At 57.7% G+C, this 16198-nt stretch carries 15 protein-coding genes; 5 read left to right on the top strand and 10 right to left on the bottom strand.

The annotated features are described in order from the left end of the window. Positions 1 to 168: 168 nt before the first annotated feature. The 9 genes from B0E33_RS12330 to hemE all read right to left on the bottom strand — a co-directional run bounded on the left by B0E33_RS12330 (position 169) and on the right by hemE (position 10926). Complete coding sequence (locus tag B0E33_RS12330; RefSeq protein ID WP_077291370.1) at positions 169 to 1074, bottom strand: ParB/RepB/Spo0J family partition protein; 906 nt, start codon at positions 1072 to 1074, stop codon at positions 169 to 171. A gap of 106 nt (positions 1075 to 1180) precedes the next feature. Beyond that, a complete protein-coding gene (locus tag B0E33_RS12325) occupies positions 1181 to 2005 on the bottom strand; it encodes a ParA family protein (RefSeq protein ID WP_023002468.1) in 825 nt (274 codons plus the stop codon). A gap of 19 nt (positions 2006 to 2024) precedes the next feature. Further along, positions 2025 to 2666, bottom strand: coding sequence for a 16S rRNA (guanine(527)-N(7))-methyltransferase RsmG (gene rsmG / locus B0E33_RS12320; protein ID WP_055660551.1), 642 nt, complete (start codon positions 2664 to 2666; stop codon positions 2025 to 2027). Positions 2667 to 2680: 14 nt separating this feature from the next. Next, entirely contained in the window at positions 2681 to 4567 is a 1887-nt protein-coding gene (gene mnmG / locus B0E33_RS12315; protein WP_077291369.1) for a tRNA uridine-5-carboxymethylaminomethyl(34) synthesis enzyme MnmG, read from the bottom strand. A gap of 298 nt (positions 4568 to 4865) precedes the next feature. Next, positions 4866 to 6215 carry a tRNA uridine-5-carboxymethylaminomethyl(34) synthesis GTPase MnmE gene (gene mnmE, locus B0E33_RS12310; RefSeq protein WP_077291368.1) on the bottom strand — a complete coding sequence of 450 codons (1350 nt, stop codon included), beginning with the start codon at positions 6213 to 6215 and terminating at the stop codon, positions 4866 to 4868. A gap of 971 nt (positions 6216 to 7186) precedes the next feature. Continuing rightward, the gene (locus B0E33_RS12305; protein WP_077291367.1) at positions 7187 to 7768 is read right to left on the bottom strand and encodes a GNAT family N-acetyltransferase; all 582 of its coding nucleotides are present in this window, start codon (positions 7766 to 7768) and stop codon (positions 7187 to 7189) included. 131 nt (positions 7769 to 7899) lie between these two features. After that, the gene (rho, locus tag B0E33_RS12300; protein WP_023002463.1) at positions 7900 to 9165 is read right to left on the bottom strand and encodes a transcription termination factor Rho; all 1266 of its coding nucleotides are present in this window, start codon (positions 9163 to 9165) and stop codon (positions 7900 to 7902) included. Positions 9166 to 9464: 299 nt separating this feature from the next. Next, positions 9465 to 9893, bottom strand: a complete 429-nt coding sequence (gene hemJ / locus B0E33_RS12295) for a protoporphyrinogen oxidase HemJ (RefSeq protein WP_023002462.1) — start codon at positions 9891 to 9893, stop codon at positions 9465 to 9467. 4 nt (positions 9894 to 9897) lie between these two features. Continuing rightward, positions 9898 to 10926, bottom strand: a complete 1029-nt coding sequence (gene hemE, locus B0E33_RS12290; RefSeq protein WP_077291366.1) for a uroporphyrinogen decarboxylase — start codon at positions 10924 to 10926, stop codon at positions 9898 to 9900. A 424-nt stretch (positions 10927 to 11350) separates the two neighbouring features. Between hemE and B0E33_RS12285 the strand changes: the two genes are divergently transcribed. The 5 genes from B0E33_RS12285 (at position 11351) to dnaQ (ending at position 15254) form a co-directional block, all read left to right on the top strand. Beyond that, the gene (locus B0E33_RS12285; RefSeq protein ID WP_077291365.1) at positions 11351 to 12211 is read left to right on the top strand and encodes a pyruvate, water dikinase regulatory protein; all 861 of its coding nucleotides are present in this window, start codon (positions 11351 to 11353) and stop codon (positions 12209 to 12211) included. A 12-nt stretch (positions 12212 to 12223) separates the two neighbouring features. Further along, positions 12224 to 12823, top strand: coding sequence for a Maf-like protein (locus tag B0E33_RS12280; protein ID WP_062486005.1), 600 nt, complete (start codon positions 12224 to 12226; stop codon positions 12821 to 12823). Then, the gene (locus tag B0E33_RS12275; protein WP_206051433.1) at positions 12820 to 13668 is read left to right on the top strand and encodes a shikimate dehydrogenase; all 849 of its coding nucleotides are present in this window, start codon (positions 12820 to 12822) and stop codon (positions 13666 to 13668) included. Before B0E33_RS12280 ends, B0E33_RS12275 begins: the two co-directional genes overlap by 4 nt. Continuing rightward, positions 13665 to 14252, top strand: a complete 588-nt coding sequence (coaE, locus tag B0E33_RS12270) for a dephospho-CoA kinase (RefSeq protein ID WP_077291364.1) — start codon at positions 13665 to 13667, stop codon at positions 14250 to 14252. Before B0E33_RS12275 ends, coaE begins: the two co-directional genes overlap by 4 nt. Positions 14253 to 14540: 288 nt before the next feature. Then, entirely contained in the window at positions 14541 to 15254 is a 714-nt protein-coding gene (gene dnaQ, locus B0E33_RS12265; RefSeq protein WP_023002456.1) for a DNA polymerase III subunit epsilon, read from the top strand. A 33-nt stretch (positions 15255 to 15287) separates the two neighbouring features. Here dnaQ and B0E33_RS12260 read toward each other — a convergent pair whose 3' ends face one another. Continuing rightward, positions 15288 to 16181, bottom strand: coding sequence for an aminoglycoside phosphotransferase family protein (locus B0E33_RS12260; protein ID WP_077291363.1), 894 nt, complete (start codon positions 16179 to 16181; stop codon positions 15288 to 15290). Between the last annotated feature and the right edge of the window lie 17 nt (positions 16182 to 16198).

The raw sequence follows: 16198 nt of genomic DNA, 5'->3' as shown, positions 1-16198 counted from the left end.
TCTCGAAGGATGGGCGGCAACCACCGGGACATGTGGGCCATTCTGCAAGACAGGCCTGATGACAGTCCTCAGGATGAGGGATGTTGGGATTACAGGCTGGCAAAATCAAAACAAAAAAGCCGGAGCAATAATCGCTCCGGCTCTAAAATTTAAAATAAATTCAATATCTTAGCGCGTCTCAACGCCCAGCTTCTTGCAGATCTCGTCGAGCTGTTCCAGCGACGTGTACTTGATCTTCAGGTCGCCCGATTCCTTGCCCGGCTTGTGGCCGACGGTGACTTTCAGACCGAGCGTGTCGGTGAGGCGCTTTTCCAGCGCCTTGGTGTCGGCGTCCTTCGGGGCCTTCTCGGTCGGGGTCTTCTGGCCCATCAGTTTGGCGAGAGCATCCGGGTCCTGGGCGATCTTTTCGGTCTCGCGGACGCTGAGGCCTTTTTCGACGATCAGATCGGCAAGTACCCTCGGGTCCTCGATGGTGATCAGCGCCCGGGCGTGGCCGGCCGTGAGCAGGCCTTCGTGCAGATAGTCCTTTACCGAATTCGGCAGCTTCAGCAGGCGCATGGTGTTGGCCACGTGGCTACGGCTCTTGCCGATCACCTTGGCGAGTTCGCCCTGGCTGTAGCTGAACTCCGCGGTGAGCTGCTCATAGCCCATCGCTTCTTCGATCGGATTGAGATCGGCACGCTGGACGTTCTCGATAATGGCGAGCTCAAGCGCTTCCTGATCGGTCACGTCCCGAATGATGATCGGTGCTTCGTGCAGCCCGGCCCGCTGTGCGGCCCGCCAACGGCGTTCGCCGGCGATGATCTCGAAACGATTGGCCTTCCCTGCTGCCGGACGTACCAGGATCGGCTGGACGATGCCTTTTGCCTTCAGGGACTCGGAAAGATCCGCCAGGTCTTTCTCGGTAAAGGTCTTGCGCGGGTTGCGCGGGTTGGGCTCCAGATGTTCGATCGGCACCCTGCGGGAGTCGCGAATGATCTTTTCCGGCGGTGCGGCCGCTTCGGGAGCCGAATCCCCGATCAGCGCCGCCAAACCACGGCCCAAACGCTTGTTCTTGACGTCTCTTTCCGCCATACCGCACCTTTTTCTTCTTATATTTCAATAGGATATAGCATGGCGACTGTGCCTCTTCGCCGCCATGCATCAAGGCTCGCCAAAACGGAGCCGAATCGATCGGGCTTTATGCCGCGACGCGTCGCAGTTCGCGCTCACGCTGGATGATTTCAGACGCAAGCCGCAGATAGGCCTGGCTGCCGGCGCATTTCAAATCGTAAAGCAGCGCCGGCTTACCATAGGACGGAGCTTCCGAAATACGAACGTTGCGCGGAATGATCGTTTCGTAAACCGCATCACCCATGGTTTCGCGCACATCGGCGACCACCTGGCTGGAGAGATTGTTGCGGCTGTCATACATGGTCAGAACGATGCCATGGATGCTGAGTTCAGGATTAAGCGCGTTCTTGACCTGCTCAACCGTGCTGAGCAACTGGCTGAGACCTTCAAGCGCGAAGAACTCGCATTGCAACGGCACCAGGATGGAGTGCGACGCAGACAAGGCATTGATCGTCAGCAGGTTCAGTGACGGCGGGCAGTCGACCAGCACATAGGTAAAGCCGATCTCCTGGAACAGACGCGAATGGGTCAGGTTTTCGATGGCACTGCGCAGGCGGAACGCCCGGTCACCCGTGGAGGCGATTTCCAGTTCGAGGCCCAGCAGATCCATTGTGGACGGCGCCACCCAAAGACGCTGCACCGCCGTTTCGCGAACGGCCTCTGCAAGGGAGCAATCACCGCTCAGAACTTCATACGTCGACAGACCACGATCACGATGCTCGATACCCAGACCCGTTGAAGCGTTACCCTGCGGGTCGAGGTCAATCACCAGAACTTTTTCGCCAATCGCCGCAAGCGCCGTGCCGAGGTTAATGGCGGTTGTGGTTTTGCCCACCCCACCCTTCTGATTCGCTAGCGCGAGAACGCGCGGCATTTCGGGAAGCATGCTCATTGCTACAACACCTTCCTGGCTACTCCGGCCGGGCTGAAATATTCGAGAAAAGAAGCATCCGGCTCATTGGATCAACAAGACTGTCTTTTTCTATCATGTCGAACTGCCAACGGGCAGTAGCTTCGTTAACTTCTCGCTGAAAATCCTGACCTTTGTGGAAAACAGCCTTTGCGCCGGCTGCCGTAAACGGCTCTGAAAGCTGAAAAAGCAGATCCAGCGACGCCAAAGCGCGCGCAGAAACAGCGTCCACCCGGCCGTGCTTCCAATCTTTCGCAACCGATTCGATCCGGCCAGGATGCACTGTCCCCTTGGACCCTGTCTCCCTTAAGGCCGTTCTGAGAAATGCCACCTTGCGCTGGTTGCTCTCGATCATGTGCACATGTGCGTCCGGCTCATCGGCGAGCAGGATTGCGGTCACCACACCGGGAAACCCACCGCCGCTGCCGATATCAACCCAGGTCCTTGCTTCCGGATTACACCACTGGGTTTGCAGGCTATCCGCCACGTGACGGGTCCAGATATCCGGGATGGTCGACGGTGCAATGAGGTTTTGCGCAGGCTGCCATTTCAGAACGAGGTCGACATAGATCTGGAGTCTATCCAACGTTTCACGTGAAACATCCCCAAACTTATGCACAACCTGTCCAGAGGTATTCAACATCACCGGGCGGCCCATCAGGCAGCCCCTTTCTGGCTCTGGCGCTTCAGATGCGACAGGATCAGCGTGAGCGCGGCGGGTGTCATGCCATCCATGCGAGACGCCTGGCCAAGAGTGGCCGGACGAATGTCGATCAGTTTCTGGCGCACTTCATTGGAAAGACCAATGATCGCTTCGTAGTCGAAACCATCGGGAATCGACAAGGCTTCATCGCGTTTCAAGGCTTCGATATCTGCCATCTGACGATCGAGGTAAACGGCATAAAGCGCATCTGTCGCAACCTGCTCAGCGATCGCCGGATCAATATCTTTCAGTTCGGGCCAGATGTCCGTCAGGCCTTCGAAGGTGACATTGGGATAGGACAGCAGATCGAAGGCAGACCGGCGGATGCCGTCCTGGTTTACAGGCAGGCCCTTCTTCTGAGCTTCGGAAGGCGTCACGGTCAGTCTCGTCAGAAGTTCCCGCGCAATGGCGATCCTGGCCATCTTGTCTTCAAAGGCTTCTCTACGTGTGGAGGAGACGCACCCGATGCCGATACCCAAAGGAGTCAGGCGCTGGTCCGCATTATCCGCCCGCAGGGACAACCGGTACTCTGCACGCGATGTGAACATCCGATAGGGTTCGGTGATGCCCCTGGTGATCAGGTCATCGATCATGACACCGATATATCCCTCGGACCGGTCAACCACGAACGGCGCCTTGCCAGCAGCCTTCAGAGCGGCGTTGAGCCCGGCCACAAGACCCTGTGCCCCAGCTTCCTCATACCCGGTCGTACCGTTGATCTGGCCGGCCAGGTAAAGACCCGAGCACCGCTTGGCTTCCAGTGTCGGACGCAGCTCGCGCGGGTCGACATGGTCATATTCGATCGCGTAACCTGGCTGCAGCACCACCACATCTTCCAGACCCGGAATGGTCTTCAGAAACGCTATCTGCGCATCTTCCGGCAACGATGTGGAAATGCCGTTCGGATAGACGGTGTGATCGTCCAGTCCTTCCGGCTCCAGGAAAATCTGGTGCCCGTCCCTGTCGCCGAAGCGAACGATCTTGTCTTCGATGGATGGACAATAGCGTGGCCCCCGCCCCTTGATCTCGCCTGAATACATAGCAGAGCGAGAAAGGTTCTCACGAATGATGCGATGGGTCTCGGGCGTCGTGCGTGTGATGTGGCACGGGATCTGAGGTGTCTCGATCCTGTCCGTCAGGGTGGAAAACGGAATCGGGTCGTCATCGCCCGGCTGCTCTTCCAGCCTGTCCCAGTGGATCGTCCGGCCGTCCAGCCGTGCGGGCGTACCTGTCTTGAGACGCCCAAGATCGAAGCCGATTTCCTCCAGTGATTCAGACAGCCCGAGTGCCGGCGCTTCGCCGGAGCGTCCCGCGGGTATCTTCTTGTCGCCGATATGAATGAGGCCCCGGAGAAATGTACCGCTCGTCAACACGATGGCGCGGCAGTTGATCACCCGGCCATCGGCCAGTTGAATACCCGAGACAGAACGCTTCTCGCTGTCACCCGCAAACCGGATCTTGTGGGCTTCACCTTCAACGACGCTCAGACCTTCGACAGCGGCAATCTCACGCTGCATCGCTTCCCGGTAGAGCTTGCGATCTGCCTGCGCGCGCGGACCACGCACCGCCGGTCCCTTGCGCCGGTTAAGCATGCGGAACTGGATCCCGCCCTTGTCGGCAACACGCCCCATCAATCCATCAAGCGCATCGATCTCGCGAACGAGGTGCCCCTTCCCCAGACCACCAATAGCCGGGTTACAGGACATCACACCGATGGTATCGAAGCGATGCGTGACCAGAGCAGTCGCGGCACCAGCACGTGCCGATGCCGCCGCAGCTTCACAGCCGGCATGACCGCCACCAATCACCACCACATCGAAGGTCAGGTCCAGTTCGTTCATAGTCTCTACCGCTCACGAAACCCGACAGCAGAGCCTCGGGTCCGGGTTTTTCCGGTTCGGTTTTCGGGATCTTTCTCCAGCCTAGGCCAGACTATCACAGGCCGCGCAAACCGGCACTTGTTCGCCGAGACTTATACGTGTGACGCGGCTGTAGGTCAAAGCGGAATTCAGGTCAGCAGACAGATCGTCTGGTGGCGCTGGTCATTTTGCACTTACGGCAGAGAAAATGATTCACGTGAAACATGTTCCGGTAGAGAATCGATCCGCAGTTCACCTGAGATGATTCACGTGAAACAGGTCACTTGCCGATACAGAAATCCCGGAAGATCACATCAAGCAAATCCTCGACATCGAACCTCCCGGTGATCCGCCCGAGAGCATCCGCAGCCCGGCGAAGGTCTTCCGCGCGCAATTCCGCCGGCAGGTGCACCATATCCACGGCAGCTCTCAGGCCGGACAGACAATCCTTGAGATAGTGACGGTGCCGTTCCCGGGTGGCCAGTGGTGCTTCGCCGACAGATATCGTTTCCTCGGCAAAACGGGTAAGCCGGGAAAAAAGCGGGTTCATACCTTCAGCGCTTTTGCTGGAACAAGCAATTGCCTGGATCGTTCCGGAAGAGTCTTGTTCCGGAAGAGTCTCAAGATCAGCCTTCGTTCGAACGGTCCAGACAGGCACACTACGGCGAAGGTCTTCCGGAAGGCCGGCGGCGACATCGTCCTGTTCCACCCCACCAGGCTCCACCGCCCACAGGATGAGATCCGCTCCCCGGCCCCGTTCCTCTGCCCGGCGTATGCCTTCCTTCTCAACCACACCCTCCGTCTTCCGGAGGCCGGCGGTATCGACAAGCGTCACGGGATACCCTGAAAGATCCAGATGAACCTCGATCACGTCCCGGGTCGTTCCGGCTTCTTCCGTGACGATGGCGACCTCCCGTCCTGCGATGGCATTCAGGAGACTGGACTTGCCGGCATTGGGTGCCCCCATCAGCACCACCTGCAAGCCGGACCGTAGACGCTCGCCGCTGCGGGATTTCTCAAGGTGCTCTGCAATCTCGTAATGGAGCTGGGTTGCTTCCGCCCAGACTTCATCGGCCACGCTGCCAGGAACATCCTCTTCATCGGCGAAATCGAAGTCGGCCTCGATCATTGCGCGCATATGGATGAGACGCTTTCTCCAGTCGTCATAGAGTTTGCCGAGGGCTCCACCCATCTGACGGACTGCCTGCTTGCGCTGGCTCTCGGTCTCTGCGGCGATGAGATCTGCCAGGCCCTCAACTTCCGTGAGGTCCATGCGGCCACGATCGAAAGCGCGGCGCGTGAACTCCCCTGCCTCGGCCGGACGGCAATTGGAAAACCGGGAAAGTACGGACAGGAGGCTTGAGACCACGGCACGTCCACCATGGCATTGGAACTCGGCAACGTCCTCTCCCGTGAAGCTGGAAGGTCCTTCAAAGTAGAGTACCAGGGCCTCGTCGAGAACGTCCTTCGTTTCCGGATCCCGGAGCTTGGCCAGCATCGTCTTCCGCGGCTGTGGCACCTTGCCAGCCAGTGTCTCAACGATCTCCCTGGTACCTGGACCAGACACACGGATCACCGCAACGCCCGAAGGCACAGCTCCACTGGAGAGCGCAAAGATCGTGTCAGCCATGGTGTCTTCCGGTTCGTGGTCGAGTCGTGGACCGCCTCTTTATCAACTCTCGTCACCGCGGAAAAGAACAAGCCTCGCCATTCCGCCGCCGAATCGAAGTGATCGGTGAGACGGCGATCTGTTTCACGTGAATCAATTGTCAGAAAAATACCTGTCCTGACCAGGAGCGGCTTTCCTTTCCGGCGCGGTTCTCGTCCCTCACACACGCAGCCTCCGACAGTATCTGTTTCCCCTTCAAATCGGGCCCAGGACGGAAACACACTGAATGAGGGAATTGCATTTCGTTTGGCGAGACTACGTCACAACCTCACAATCTGTTTGTAGGCCTAGGGGCGAGGTCTTTCACCCATGTCGTCACACGATGTAAGTGGAGGCGGTTGAGCTCCTGAACACAACAGTAGCCGATTCAAAACAGGAGATTCACGTGAAACACCGCTTCCGGGATTTTTCCGTCGCCCTCTGGTCCAGCCACTGCAATCAGGCGTGACATCGGGTTCGATGTTGAGCCTTCAGGATGTGAGAAAGAAGCACCCTCCTCAGGTGACAATTCCGGCTGTCGGATCGGAGCCGATTCAAGGTGACGGATTCACGTGAAACAAATTCAAGCTGTGACGTCGCCCCTCTTCTGTTTCACGTGAATCTATGCGCTGGCAGTATTCGTCTTGAAGAGATCTTACCCAGCGCCGGCATCTGGCAATCGGTTTCTGTCAGACTTTTCGAGAACATTCCGTTTAAAGCGGCATCCGTCTCGAAGGTTCGGATGCAGGAAATCGCCGGGTGTATCGCACCCCATTCCAATTCGGCTCGTCAGTCCCTGCGTGGGAAAATTGTCGGGAAAGGCGTCAGTTACCAAGCGATATCGACACAGGCAGCATTGGGCAGCGCATCTTCGTCTTCAACATCAAGCCCGTCGAAACGGATTCGATGCGGTTTTGTTTCACGTGAATCTGATCGACACACCGGAACAGAAGTCAGACTTGCTTCGGGCTGGATATCCAGTCCGTCTTCTTGAGGCGATAGAGCACATGCTTCGCGATCGGATGATCTGCCGGAAGACTGGGATGGAGAAAGTCCCCCTCCAGGTCGCGGGTCATGCCGATCTTTTCCATGACCCTTTGCGACGGGAGATTGTCCGGGATGGTGAAAGCCACGATCTCTTCAAGACCGATGGTTTCAAAACCGAATCGAAGCCACTCCCGCGCAGCCTCGCCTGCATAGCCCTTCCCCCAGGCAGTCCGCTTCAAGCGCCAGCCGATTTCGACACAAGGCTCGAACGGCAGGGGTGCCGCATAGGACGGAACGTTCAAACCGACGAAGCCGAGAAATTCTCCCGTCTCCTTGGTTTCAATCGGCGCCATGCTGAAACCGTCCTTCACCGTCTTTTCCCGGCATCGCGCAACCAGCAAGTCGGATTTCTCCCGCGTCAGCACCTCAGGGAAAAATCTCATCACCTCGGGGTCGGCACAGAGCCTGGCAAATGGGTCCAGGTCTTCATCCTTCCATGGACGAAGCAGGAGCCGGTCAGTCTCTAACAGGAACGAAGCTTCAGTCATCAGAACGGGTCCGATTCAACAAAGGCAGGATTCACGTGAAACACGGTGGCGGGGTTTTTAATTCTTAACAAAAAGTAAAGGCGCGAACCCTCGCGGGCCGCGCCTTTGAATAGAACCGGATCCGTTTGGGATCAAGTGTTCATGCTGTCGAAGAAATCGTCGTTCGACTTGGTCTGTTTCAGCTTGTCGAGCAGGAATTCGATCGCATCCACCGTCCCCATCGGGTTGAGGATCCGGCGCAGCACGAAGGTCTTCTTGAGACGCTCGGCCGGTACCAGAAGCTCTTCCTTACGTGTACCGGAGCGCTGGATATCGATGGCCGGGTAAACACGCTTGTCGGAGATCTTGCGGTCCAGGATGATTTCGGAGTTACCCGTACCCTTGAACTCTTCGAAGATGACTTCGTCCATGCGGCTGCCGGTATCGATCAGTGCGGTCGCGATGATCGTCAGCGAGCCACCCTCTTCAATGTTACGGGCCGCACCGAAGAAGCGCTTCGGCCGCTGCAGGGCGTTGGCGTCGACACCACCGGTCAGGACCTTGCCTGAAGACGGAACGACGGTGTTGTACGCACGTCCCAGACGCGTGATGGAGTCCAGCAGGATGACGACGTCGCGGCCGTGCTCGGTCAGGCGCTTAGCCTTCTCGATCACCATTTCGGCAACCTGCACGTGGCGGGCGGCCGGTTCGTCGAACGTGGAGGAAACCACTTCGCCGTCGACCGTGCGCTGCATGTCGGTCACTTCTTCCGGACGTTCATCGATCAGAAGAACGATCAGATAGCATTCCGGATGATTGGTGGTGATGGACTTCGCGATGTTCTGCAGGAACACCGTTTTACCTGTGCGCGGCGGCGCGGTGATCAGCGCACGCTGGCCTTTGCCGAGAGGCGCTACCAGGTCGATAACGCGGGAGGAGAGATCCTTGATGGTCGGATCTTCGATCTCCATCCGGAAACGTTCATCCGGATAAAGCGGCGTCAGGTTGTCGAAGTGAACCTTGTGCCGGGCCTTTTCCGGATCCTCGAAATTGATGGTGTTGACTTTGAGAAGGGCAAAATACCGTTCGCCCTCTTTGGGGCTGCGGATCTGGCCTTCAACGGTGTCCCCTGTCCGCAGCGAAAAGCGGCGGATCTGCGAGGGCGAGACGTAAATGTCGTCCGGGCCCGGCAGATAGTTCGCATCCGGAGACCGGAGAAAGCCGAAGCCGTCCTGAAGGACTTCAACGACGCCTTCGCCGATAATCTCCACATCCTGAGCAGCTAGGTTCTTCAGGATGGCGAACATCAGCTCCTGCTTGCGCATGGTGCTGGCGTTTTCGACTTCAAGCTCCTCAGCAGTTTGGAGCAGCTCTGTCGGTGTTTTTTCTTTTAGGTCTTTGAGTTTCATTTCCCGCATCGAGTTGGGGTCTTTTTTTGTGTTGTTATGGATTTAGGTTTGGAAAGGTCGTTCTGCGCCGGATGGATGGGTCGGCCAGAAGATATCTGAGAGACTTTTAGGCGTGTCCAGATTGTACGGCGACTGCGGAGCGATTGAAAACGAACACTGTGCCGTATGAAGATGCGCGAAAGATACGTTGATTTGCAATAAAGCGCAAGCCCGGAATTCTGCCGGTTTTTTAGGCCACACTTAGAATTCGAAAGGTGAAAATGACGGCCGCATGTCTGCGGCTGTCTCTATTGCCTGTTTCGTGCCGCTTAAAACGGTTTGACGATGACGAAGATGACGATCCCGATCATCAGGACAGTCGGAACTTCGTTGAGTATCCGGTAGTAACGCTGCGACCTTTTGTTCTCGTCGCGGGCGAATTTCTTCACACAGCTGCTGAGATGGCCGTGAACACCGGACATGATCAGGACAAACGTGAACTTGGCGTGGAACCACCCGTCCTGCCAGGCCTGAAGTTCCCAGGCGAGCCACAGGCCAAACCCCCAGGAGGCGATCATGGCCGGATTGATGATGGCCTTGAGCAGCCGCCGTTCCATGATCTTGAAGGTCTCGGACTGTTCCGATCCGATTTCCGTGGCCGCATGGTAGACGAACAGCCGCGGCAGATAGAGCATGCCGGCCATCCACGCGATGATCGAGATGACGTGGAGCGCCTTGATCCAGAGAAAGAGATCCATGCGCTTATCCCTTCCTGACCAGCTCGACCATGCGGGCAACGTTTTCCGGATCCGCGTCCGGCGTCACACCATGCCCCAGGTTGAAGACCAGCGGACCCTTGTCGAAGGTGTTCAGGATATGGGCCACGCCCTCTTCCAGCGCCTTGCCGCCGGCCACCAGCCGCATCGGATCGAGATTGCCCTGGATCGGGACCTTCTTCTGAATGTCGAGCGCAACCTGGTCCGGAGCCGTCCAGTCGAAACCGACCGCATCCACACCCGTACCTTCCACGAATGCCATCATCCGAGCCGAGGAAGCTTTCGGGAAACCGATGATCTTCGCGTCCGGTCGCACGGCCCGAACACCGTCAACGATCCGGCGGGTCGGTTCTATCGACCAGCGCTTGAAACCGGCTTCATCCAGTACGCCTGCCCAGGTATCGAAAATCTGGACCGCATCCGCGCCCGCATCCAGCTGTCGGATGAGATAGCGGATCGAGGCGGTGACGAGCTGATCGACGAAACGCTGCATCAGGTCAGGATCGCGATAGGCGCCCACACGAGCGGCAACCTGATCCTGGGTGGTGTGGCCGGCAACGGAATAGCAGGCAACCGTCCAGGGAGCGCCACAGAAGCCCAGCAGCGTCGTTTCCTCTGGCAGCTCCGCCCGCAGGCGGGAAACCGTCTCTATGACCGGTTTGAGATGATCCTCGGCACGATCCTGTTCCAGACGATCCAGAAGATCGGAAGACAGCGGTTCCAGAACGGGACCACGTCCTTCTTCAAAACGAACCGGGTACCCGATGGCGTCCGGTACGACGAAGATGTCTGAAAACAGAATGCTTGCATCAAAACCATACCGGCGGATCGGCTGGAGCGTGACCTCTGTTGCAAGGTCCGGCGAATAGCAGAACTCCAGAAAGTTTGCCGCCTTCGAACGCACTTCGCGATATTCGGGAAGATAGCGTCCGGCCTGACGCATCATCCAGATGGGAGGCGGCCAGAGCTTTTCTCCGGAGAGTACCCGCATCACGGACCTGTCTTGGGATTTCATGAGGTCGCCTTTCCCACATTTCAAATCAATAAAGATTCTTATTTTGAATCTGTTTTTTCTATTTGTGCGTGGATTACCGGGATCATTTTCTATCCACAATCCATCAGCCTGATTTTCTCGGCGGGAAAAAATCCGCTACTTGTTAAGCAGATTTCCTCCCCAGGAGTCGATAACAGGATTACGAATTGAATTACAATCACTTGTCCGCTTGTTTACGTTTCGTTAAGGAATTGGGCGGCAGTGGACAATCTGTCGATATGTCACAGCGCCTTTGTGAATCCACATCCATGCACAACCGTTTCGGCATCAGTTTCCGCTCGTTTAAGCATTGTTAATAAATTCGGCTGAGCGGGCATAAACTTCGTGCTAGGCACTGGGTGGCAGACATCTTACCCAAATCATCAACAGGCCTGGGGATGACAACGTGAACAAGTCGAGACACTACTTCCATCTCCATCTCGTGTCCGACTCCACCGGTGAAACGCTGATGACAGTGGCCCGTGCGGCGACGGTTCAGTACGAGAACGTGCAGGAAATCGAGCATGTCTATCCGTTGGTGCGCTCCCAGAAGCAGCTCGACCGGGTAATCACTGAAATCGAAAAGGCACCCGGCATCGTCCTCTATACCCTGGTCGATGTGGAAATCGCCGGCCGGCTGGAACTGAAATGCCGCGAGCTGGGTGTGCCTTTCGTCAATATCCTGGATCCGGTCTTCGCGGTCTTCCAGTCCTATCTCAATGTCACCCAAACCCACCGGGTCGGCGGACAGCATGAACTGGATGCGGAATATTTTCGCCGGATGGAAGCGCTCAACTACACCATGTTGCATGATGACGGTCAGATCTGGGACGATCTGGAATCCGCCGATATCGTGCTGATCGGCATTTCGCGCACATCCAAGACGCCAACCTGCATCTATCTGGCCAACCGGGGCATCAAGGCAGCAAACGTGCCGCTGGTCCCGGGCATCGCCCTGCCCGAACATGTGAAGAAACTCAAGCAGCCGATGATTGTCGGCCTGATCGCTTCTGCCGAACGCATTCAGCAGATCCGCCGCAACCGTGTGCTGTCATTGAATTCGGAAGGCTATAACGACACGTATGTCGACCGGAAGGAGATCTCCCAGGAGATCAACATGACCCGCAGGCTCTGCACGGAACATGGCTGGCCGTTGATTGACGTTACGCGTCGTTCTGTCGAGGAGACAGCTGCGGAGATCCTGACCCTTTTCAAGGAATTCAAATCAGGGCAGGAAGGCGGAGGAGAAACCGGGCGCGCCGGATAACCAACAAAAGGGATGGAAATGGCACTTGTCTTGGCAAGCGGAAGCAGGATCCGCGCTGATCTTCTGAAAAACGCCGGGCTCGACATCGAGGTCGACCCGGCCGATGTCGACGAGCGTGTTGTCGAAGCTCCGCTCCTGGAAGCAGGCTTTCCTCCGGAAGACCTGGCAAGCGTTCTGGCGGAAGCCAAGGCGAATGACGTCAGTGACCGCCGCGCCGGAGATCTTGTCATCGGTGCCGATCAGATTCTGGCGTTCGAAGGTGAAAGACGCACAAAACCGGAGGACATGGAAGCTGCGCGCCGGCAACTGCTCGCCTTTTCCGGCAAGACCCACGAACTGCATTCCGCCGTGGTGATTTCAAAGGATGGCGAAGCAATCTGGCGCCACGTTTCCACGGCACGGCTGACCATGCGCGAACTGAGCCCGGCCTTCATTGGCCATTATCTGGCTGCGGCCGGTGAGGACGTGCTTTCCAGTGTCGGCGCCTATCAGCTGGAAAGTCTCGGCGTGCAGCTTTTTGAAAAGATAGATGGCGACTATTTCACCATTCTTGGCCTGCCGCTTTTGCCTCTTCTGGCAGAGTTGCGCAGCCTGAAGGTGATCGAAACATGAGCGGATCCGTGAAAAAAGCGGCCATCACAGGCCATCCGGTGACACATTCCCGCTCTCCGCTGGTGCATGGATACTGGTTGAAGAAGCACGGCATCGCCGGAGAATATGGCCGGGTCGACGTTACGCCGGAAACTGCCGAGGACTTCTACCGGAATTTTGCCGACGCGGGTCTGTCCGGCGCCAATGTCACTGTTCCGAACAAGGAAGTGGCTGCCGCGGCCTGCGACTGGCTGGATGATGCGGCAAAATCCATGGGGGCTGCCAACACGATCTGGCTGGACGACAGCGGCCGGCTGTGCGGGGCCAATACTGATGGTCTCGGCTTTCTCGGCAATCTTGATCAGCTCGCCCCCGGGTGGGACGTTTCACGTGAATCTGCCGTGGTCCTGGGGGCAGGCGGAGCCGCACGTGCCGTTGTGTGGGCATTGCTCTCGCGGAAATTCACAAGAGTGCATATCGTCAACCGGACATTCGAGAAAGCAAAAGCTATTGCGGATATGTTTGGTTCCGGAACAATTGCCCATGAATGGGACAACTTGGGGACAGTGCTTGAAGAAGCTGATCTTCTGGTGAACACCACTTCGCTCGGCATGGCCGGCAAGGCACCGCTGGAAATCGATCTGTCACCCTTGCCGAAGACGGCAATTGTCACTGATGCGGTCTATGCACCACTTGAAACCGATCTGCTGCGCAGCGCGAAGGCGCGGGGCAACCAGACTGTGGACGGCCTTGGCATGCTGCTGCATCAGGCCGTACCGGCTTTCGAACGCTGGTTCGGGGTTCGGCCGGAAGTGGACGACACCCTGCGCAACCTTATACTCGCAGACCTTGGAGTAACTGCGTGATCCGGATCGGCCTCACCGGCTCCATCGGCATGGGCAAATCGACAACGGCAAAAATGTTCGCAGCCGAAGGTGTTCCCGTGCACGATGCCGATGCCGCGGTCCACGCGCTCTATTCGGGCCGGGCCGCGCCGCTGATCGAGGCGGCGTTTCCCGGCACGGTATCAGACGGCAAGGTCGACCGTACGCTGCTCTCTCCGCATGTGCTTGGCAAGCCCGAGGCCATGAAAAAGCTCGAAGCCATCGTTCACCCCCTGGTGCGTGAGGAAGAGCAACTCTTTCTGCAACGCGCCCGGGCGGACCACCGGCGTATCGTCATGCTGGATATCCCGTTGCTGTTTGAAACCGGCGGTGAGGCCCGTGTGGATGTCGTCGTTGTTGTCACCGCCGATGCACAGGTTCAGCGAGACCGTGTCCTCGCCCGGCCTGGCATGAGCGAAGACAGGTTCGAGGCGATCCTCGCCAAGCAGATGCCAGACGCAGAAAAACGCCGCCGCGCGCATTTCCTGGTCGATACCGGCCGGGGCATGGAAGCGGCCAAGCGGCAGGTGAGAGCGATCCTGAAGGCATTGGCCTCGGCAGGGTGACGTCTCTCTGATCTCCTCTTGCACCGAAGGTCTTTTCAACTTCGCCCTCATCCTGAGGAGGGCCTGCAAGGCCCGTCTCGAAGGATGGGCGGCATACTCCGAAACCAGTGACCCATCCTTCGAGACACCCGGCAATGCCGGGCTCCTCTGAATGAAGTGTTGGACGGAACAGGCACAGGGGCACTGGGATCAAACGCCAGAACCCCAGAACACCGGGGAAAACCACGCGCAACTCTTGCCACTCACCCTGCAAGCTGCACAGTGAATCCATAGGCAAAAGGCGGAAAAATGCGCGAGATCTCGTTCGATACGGAAACAACAGGCCTGAACCCGCGCGGAGGCGATCGGCTGGTGGAAATCGGCGGTGTGGAGTTGATCAACCACATCGCGACGGGCAATTCCTATCATGTCTACATCAACCCGCTGCGCGACATGCCGGAAGAAGCTTTCCGGGTTCATGGCCTGTCGGCGGAGTTCCTGTCCGACAAGCCCTTGTTCGAGCACGTTGCGGATGAGTTTCTGGAGTTCGTTGGCGATGCCACGCTGGTGATCCACAACGCGGCTTTCGACATGGGCTTCATCAACATGGAGCTGGAACGGGCCGGACGGCGCACAATTCCGAATACCCAGGTGCTCGATACGCTGGATCTCGCCCGCCGCAAGCACCCATCGGGGCCGAATTCGCTGGATGCGCTGTGCTCTCGCTATGGCATCGACAACTCCAAGCGCATCAAGCACGGCGCTCTTCTGGATGCGGAAATCCTGGCTGAAGTCTATCTGGAGCTTATCGGCGGCCGTCAGACGGCCCTTGGCCTGATGACGGACGAGGAAGAAACCTCTTCTGCAGGCTCCAGCTTCGAACCTGGCGAACTCGGCACTTTTAACGCCCGCCAGCGTCCCTCGCCGTTGCAGCGCCTGCTGCAGGAAAGCGAACTTGAAGCCCACAAGGCCTTCATCGAAGGCATGGGCGACAGTGCGATCTGGTCAAAATACAACGGCTGAGGCTCGAAAGACCACTTAAACGGATTTGGTGGATCAATTGTCCGCCAGCAACCAGCGCACTGTTTCAAAGTGCCGCTCGGCATAGCTGCTGCTGAATGCCCAGGCCATGGTCTGGCCGATGGTCCAATATCTTGCCCGCTCCCGGTCAAGCTCCAGTTCTTCCGACAGTCGGTCCAGGCGGTAACGCGCTTCGGCTTTCGAATGTCCGAATTCGAAGCTCCTGACGATCGGGCTTAGCGCAAAGGCAGGATCGCCGGCGAGAGGCTTCGGGTCGATGGCAAGCCAGGTATCTCTTTCAGAGGACAGAATGTTGTGTCCGTGCAGGTCCTGGTGGAGCAGGACCTCTTCCGTCTCTTTCTCAAGACAAAGGTCCTGCAAGGCCTTGCGCGCAGCGTCCACGAGATATTGCTCGCAAGGCTTCCCGGCAGCCATCCAGTTATGGTCGAGGCTATCCCGCCACCGTGCGGCTTCATCGTTGAGGCGAGTAAACGGATCACCGGCGGGGATTGTCAGGAGACGCAGCAACCCTGCAACAACGCCAATCCGGTCCGTTTCGGTGTCGTCGGCCAGATACTGTCCCGGCCTGCAGCGCTCCAGCAGCAGTGCGCCCAGTTCCGGCGTATGCTTCAAAAGCCGAACAGCACCCTTGCCGTTCCAGCGCCCCAGTGCCTCGGCTTCATGGCGGCATTCGTGATCGGGAAACTGCAGTTTGAGGACAACATCCTCACCGTCGTGTCTTGCCGGAACGACGAGAGATACATTACCGCCAGAAAACGGGCTCCCAATTTCTGAAAGCCCGAAGTGTTCGCACGCGGTTTCAAGCAGCACCGGCAGCTTGTCGAGCCAGATACGGCCGGTTTCGGTCGCCTTCAGCCAGTCGAGACTGGCCGGCACGGCAACCGCGCTGCCGATGAAACGATCAGCCAAGACATGAGACTCGCAAA

The organism is Roseibium algicola, assembly GCF_001999245.1.
GTDB classification, from domain to species: Bacteria; Pseudomonadota; Alphaproteobacteria; order Rhizobiales; family Stappiaceae; genus Roseibium; species Roseibium algicola.
Note: the sequence above shows the minus strand (reverse complement) of the source record. Positions and strands in the feature narration are given on the sequence as shown.

Coding starts and splice junctions, on each gene's coding strand:
- B0E33_RS12305 (WP_077291367.1), bottom strand. CDS start 7,768: ATGACTGAAGCTTCGTTCCTGTTAGAGACTGACCGGCTCCTGCTTCGT.
- rho (WP_023002463.1), bottom strand. CDS start 9,165: ATGCGGGAAATGAAACTCAAAGACCTAAAAGAAAAAACACCGACAGAG.
- B0E33_RS12330 (WP_077291370.1), bottom strand. CDS start 1,074: ATGGCGGAAAGAGACGTCAAGAACAAGCGTTTGGGCCGTGGTTTGGCG.
- mnmE (WP_077291368.1), bottom strand. CDS start 6,215: ATGGCTGACACGATCTTTGCGCTCTCCAGTGGAGCTGTGCCTTCGGGC.
- B0E33_RS12280 (WP_062486005.1), top strand. CDS start 12,224: ATGGAAATGGCACTTGTCTTGGCAAGCGGAAGCAGGATCCGCGCTGAT.
- hemE (WP_077291366.1), bottom strand. CDS start 10,926: ATGAAATCCCAAGACAGGTCCGTGATGCGGGTACTCTCCGGAGAAAAG.
- B0E33_RS12275 (WP_206051433.1), top strand. CDS start 12,820: ATGAGCGGATCCGTGAAAAAAGCGGCCATCACAGGCCATCCGGTGACA.
- dnaQ (WP_023002456.1), top strand. CDS start 14,541: ATGCGCGAGATCTCGTTCGATACGGAAACAACAGGCCTGAACCCGCGC.
- rsmG (WP_055660551.1), bottom strand. CDS start 2,666: ATGTTGAATACCTCTGGACAGGTTGTGCATAAGTTTGGGGATGTTTCA.
- B0E33_RS12325 (WP_023002468.1), bottom strand. CDS start 2,005: ATGAGCATGCTTCCCGAAATGCCGCGCGTTCTCGCGCTAGCGAATCAG.
- mnmG (WP_077291369.1), bottom strand. CDS start 4,567: ATGAACGAACTGGACCTGACCTTCGATGTGGTGGTGATTGGTGGCGGT.
- hemJ (WP_023002462.1), bottom strand. CDS start 9,893: ATGGATCTCTTTCTCTGGATCAAGGCGCTCCACGTCATCTCGATCATC.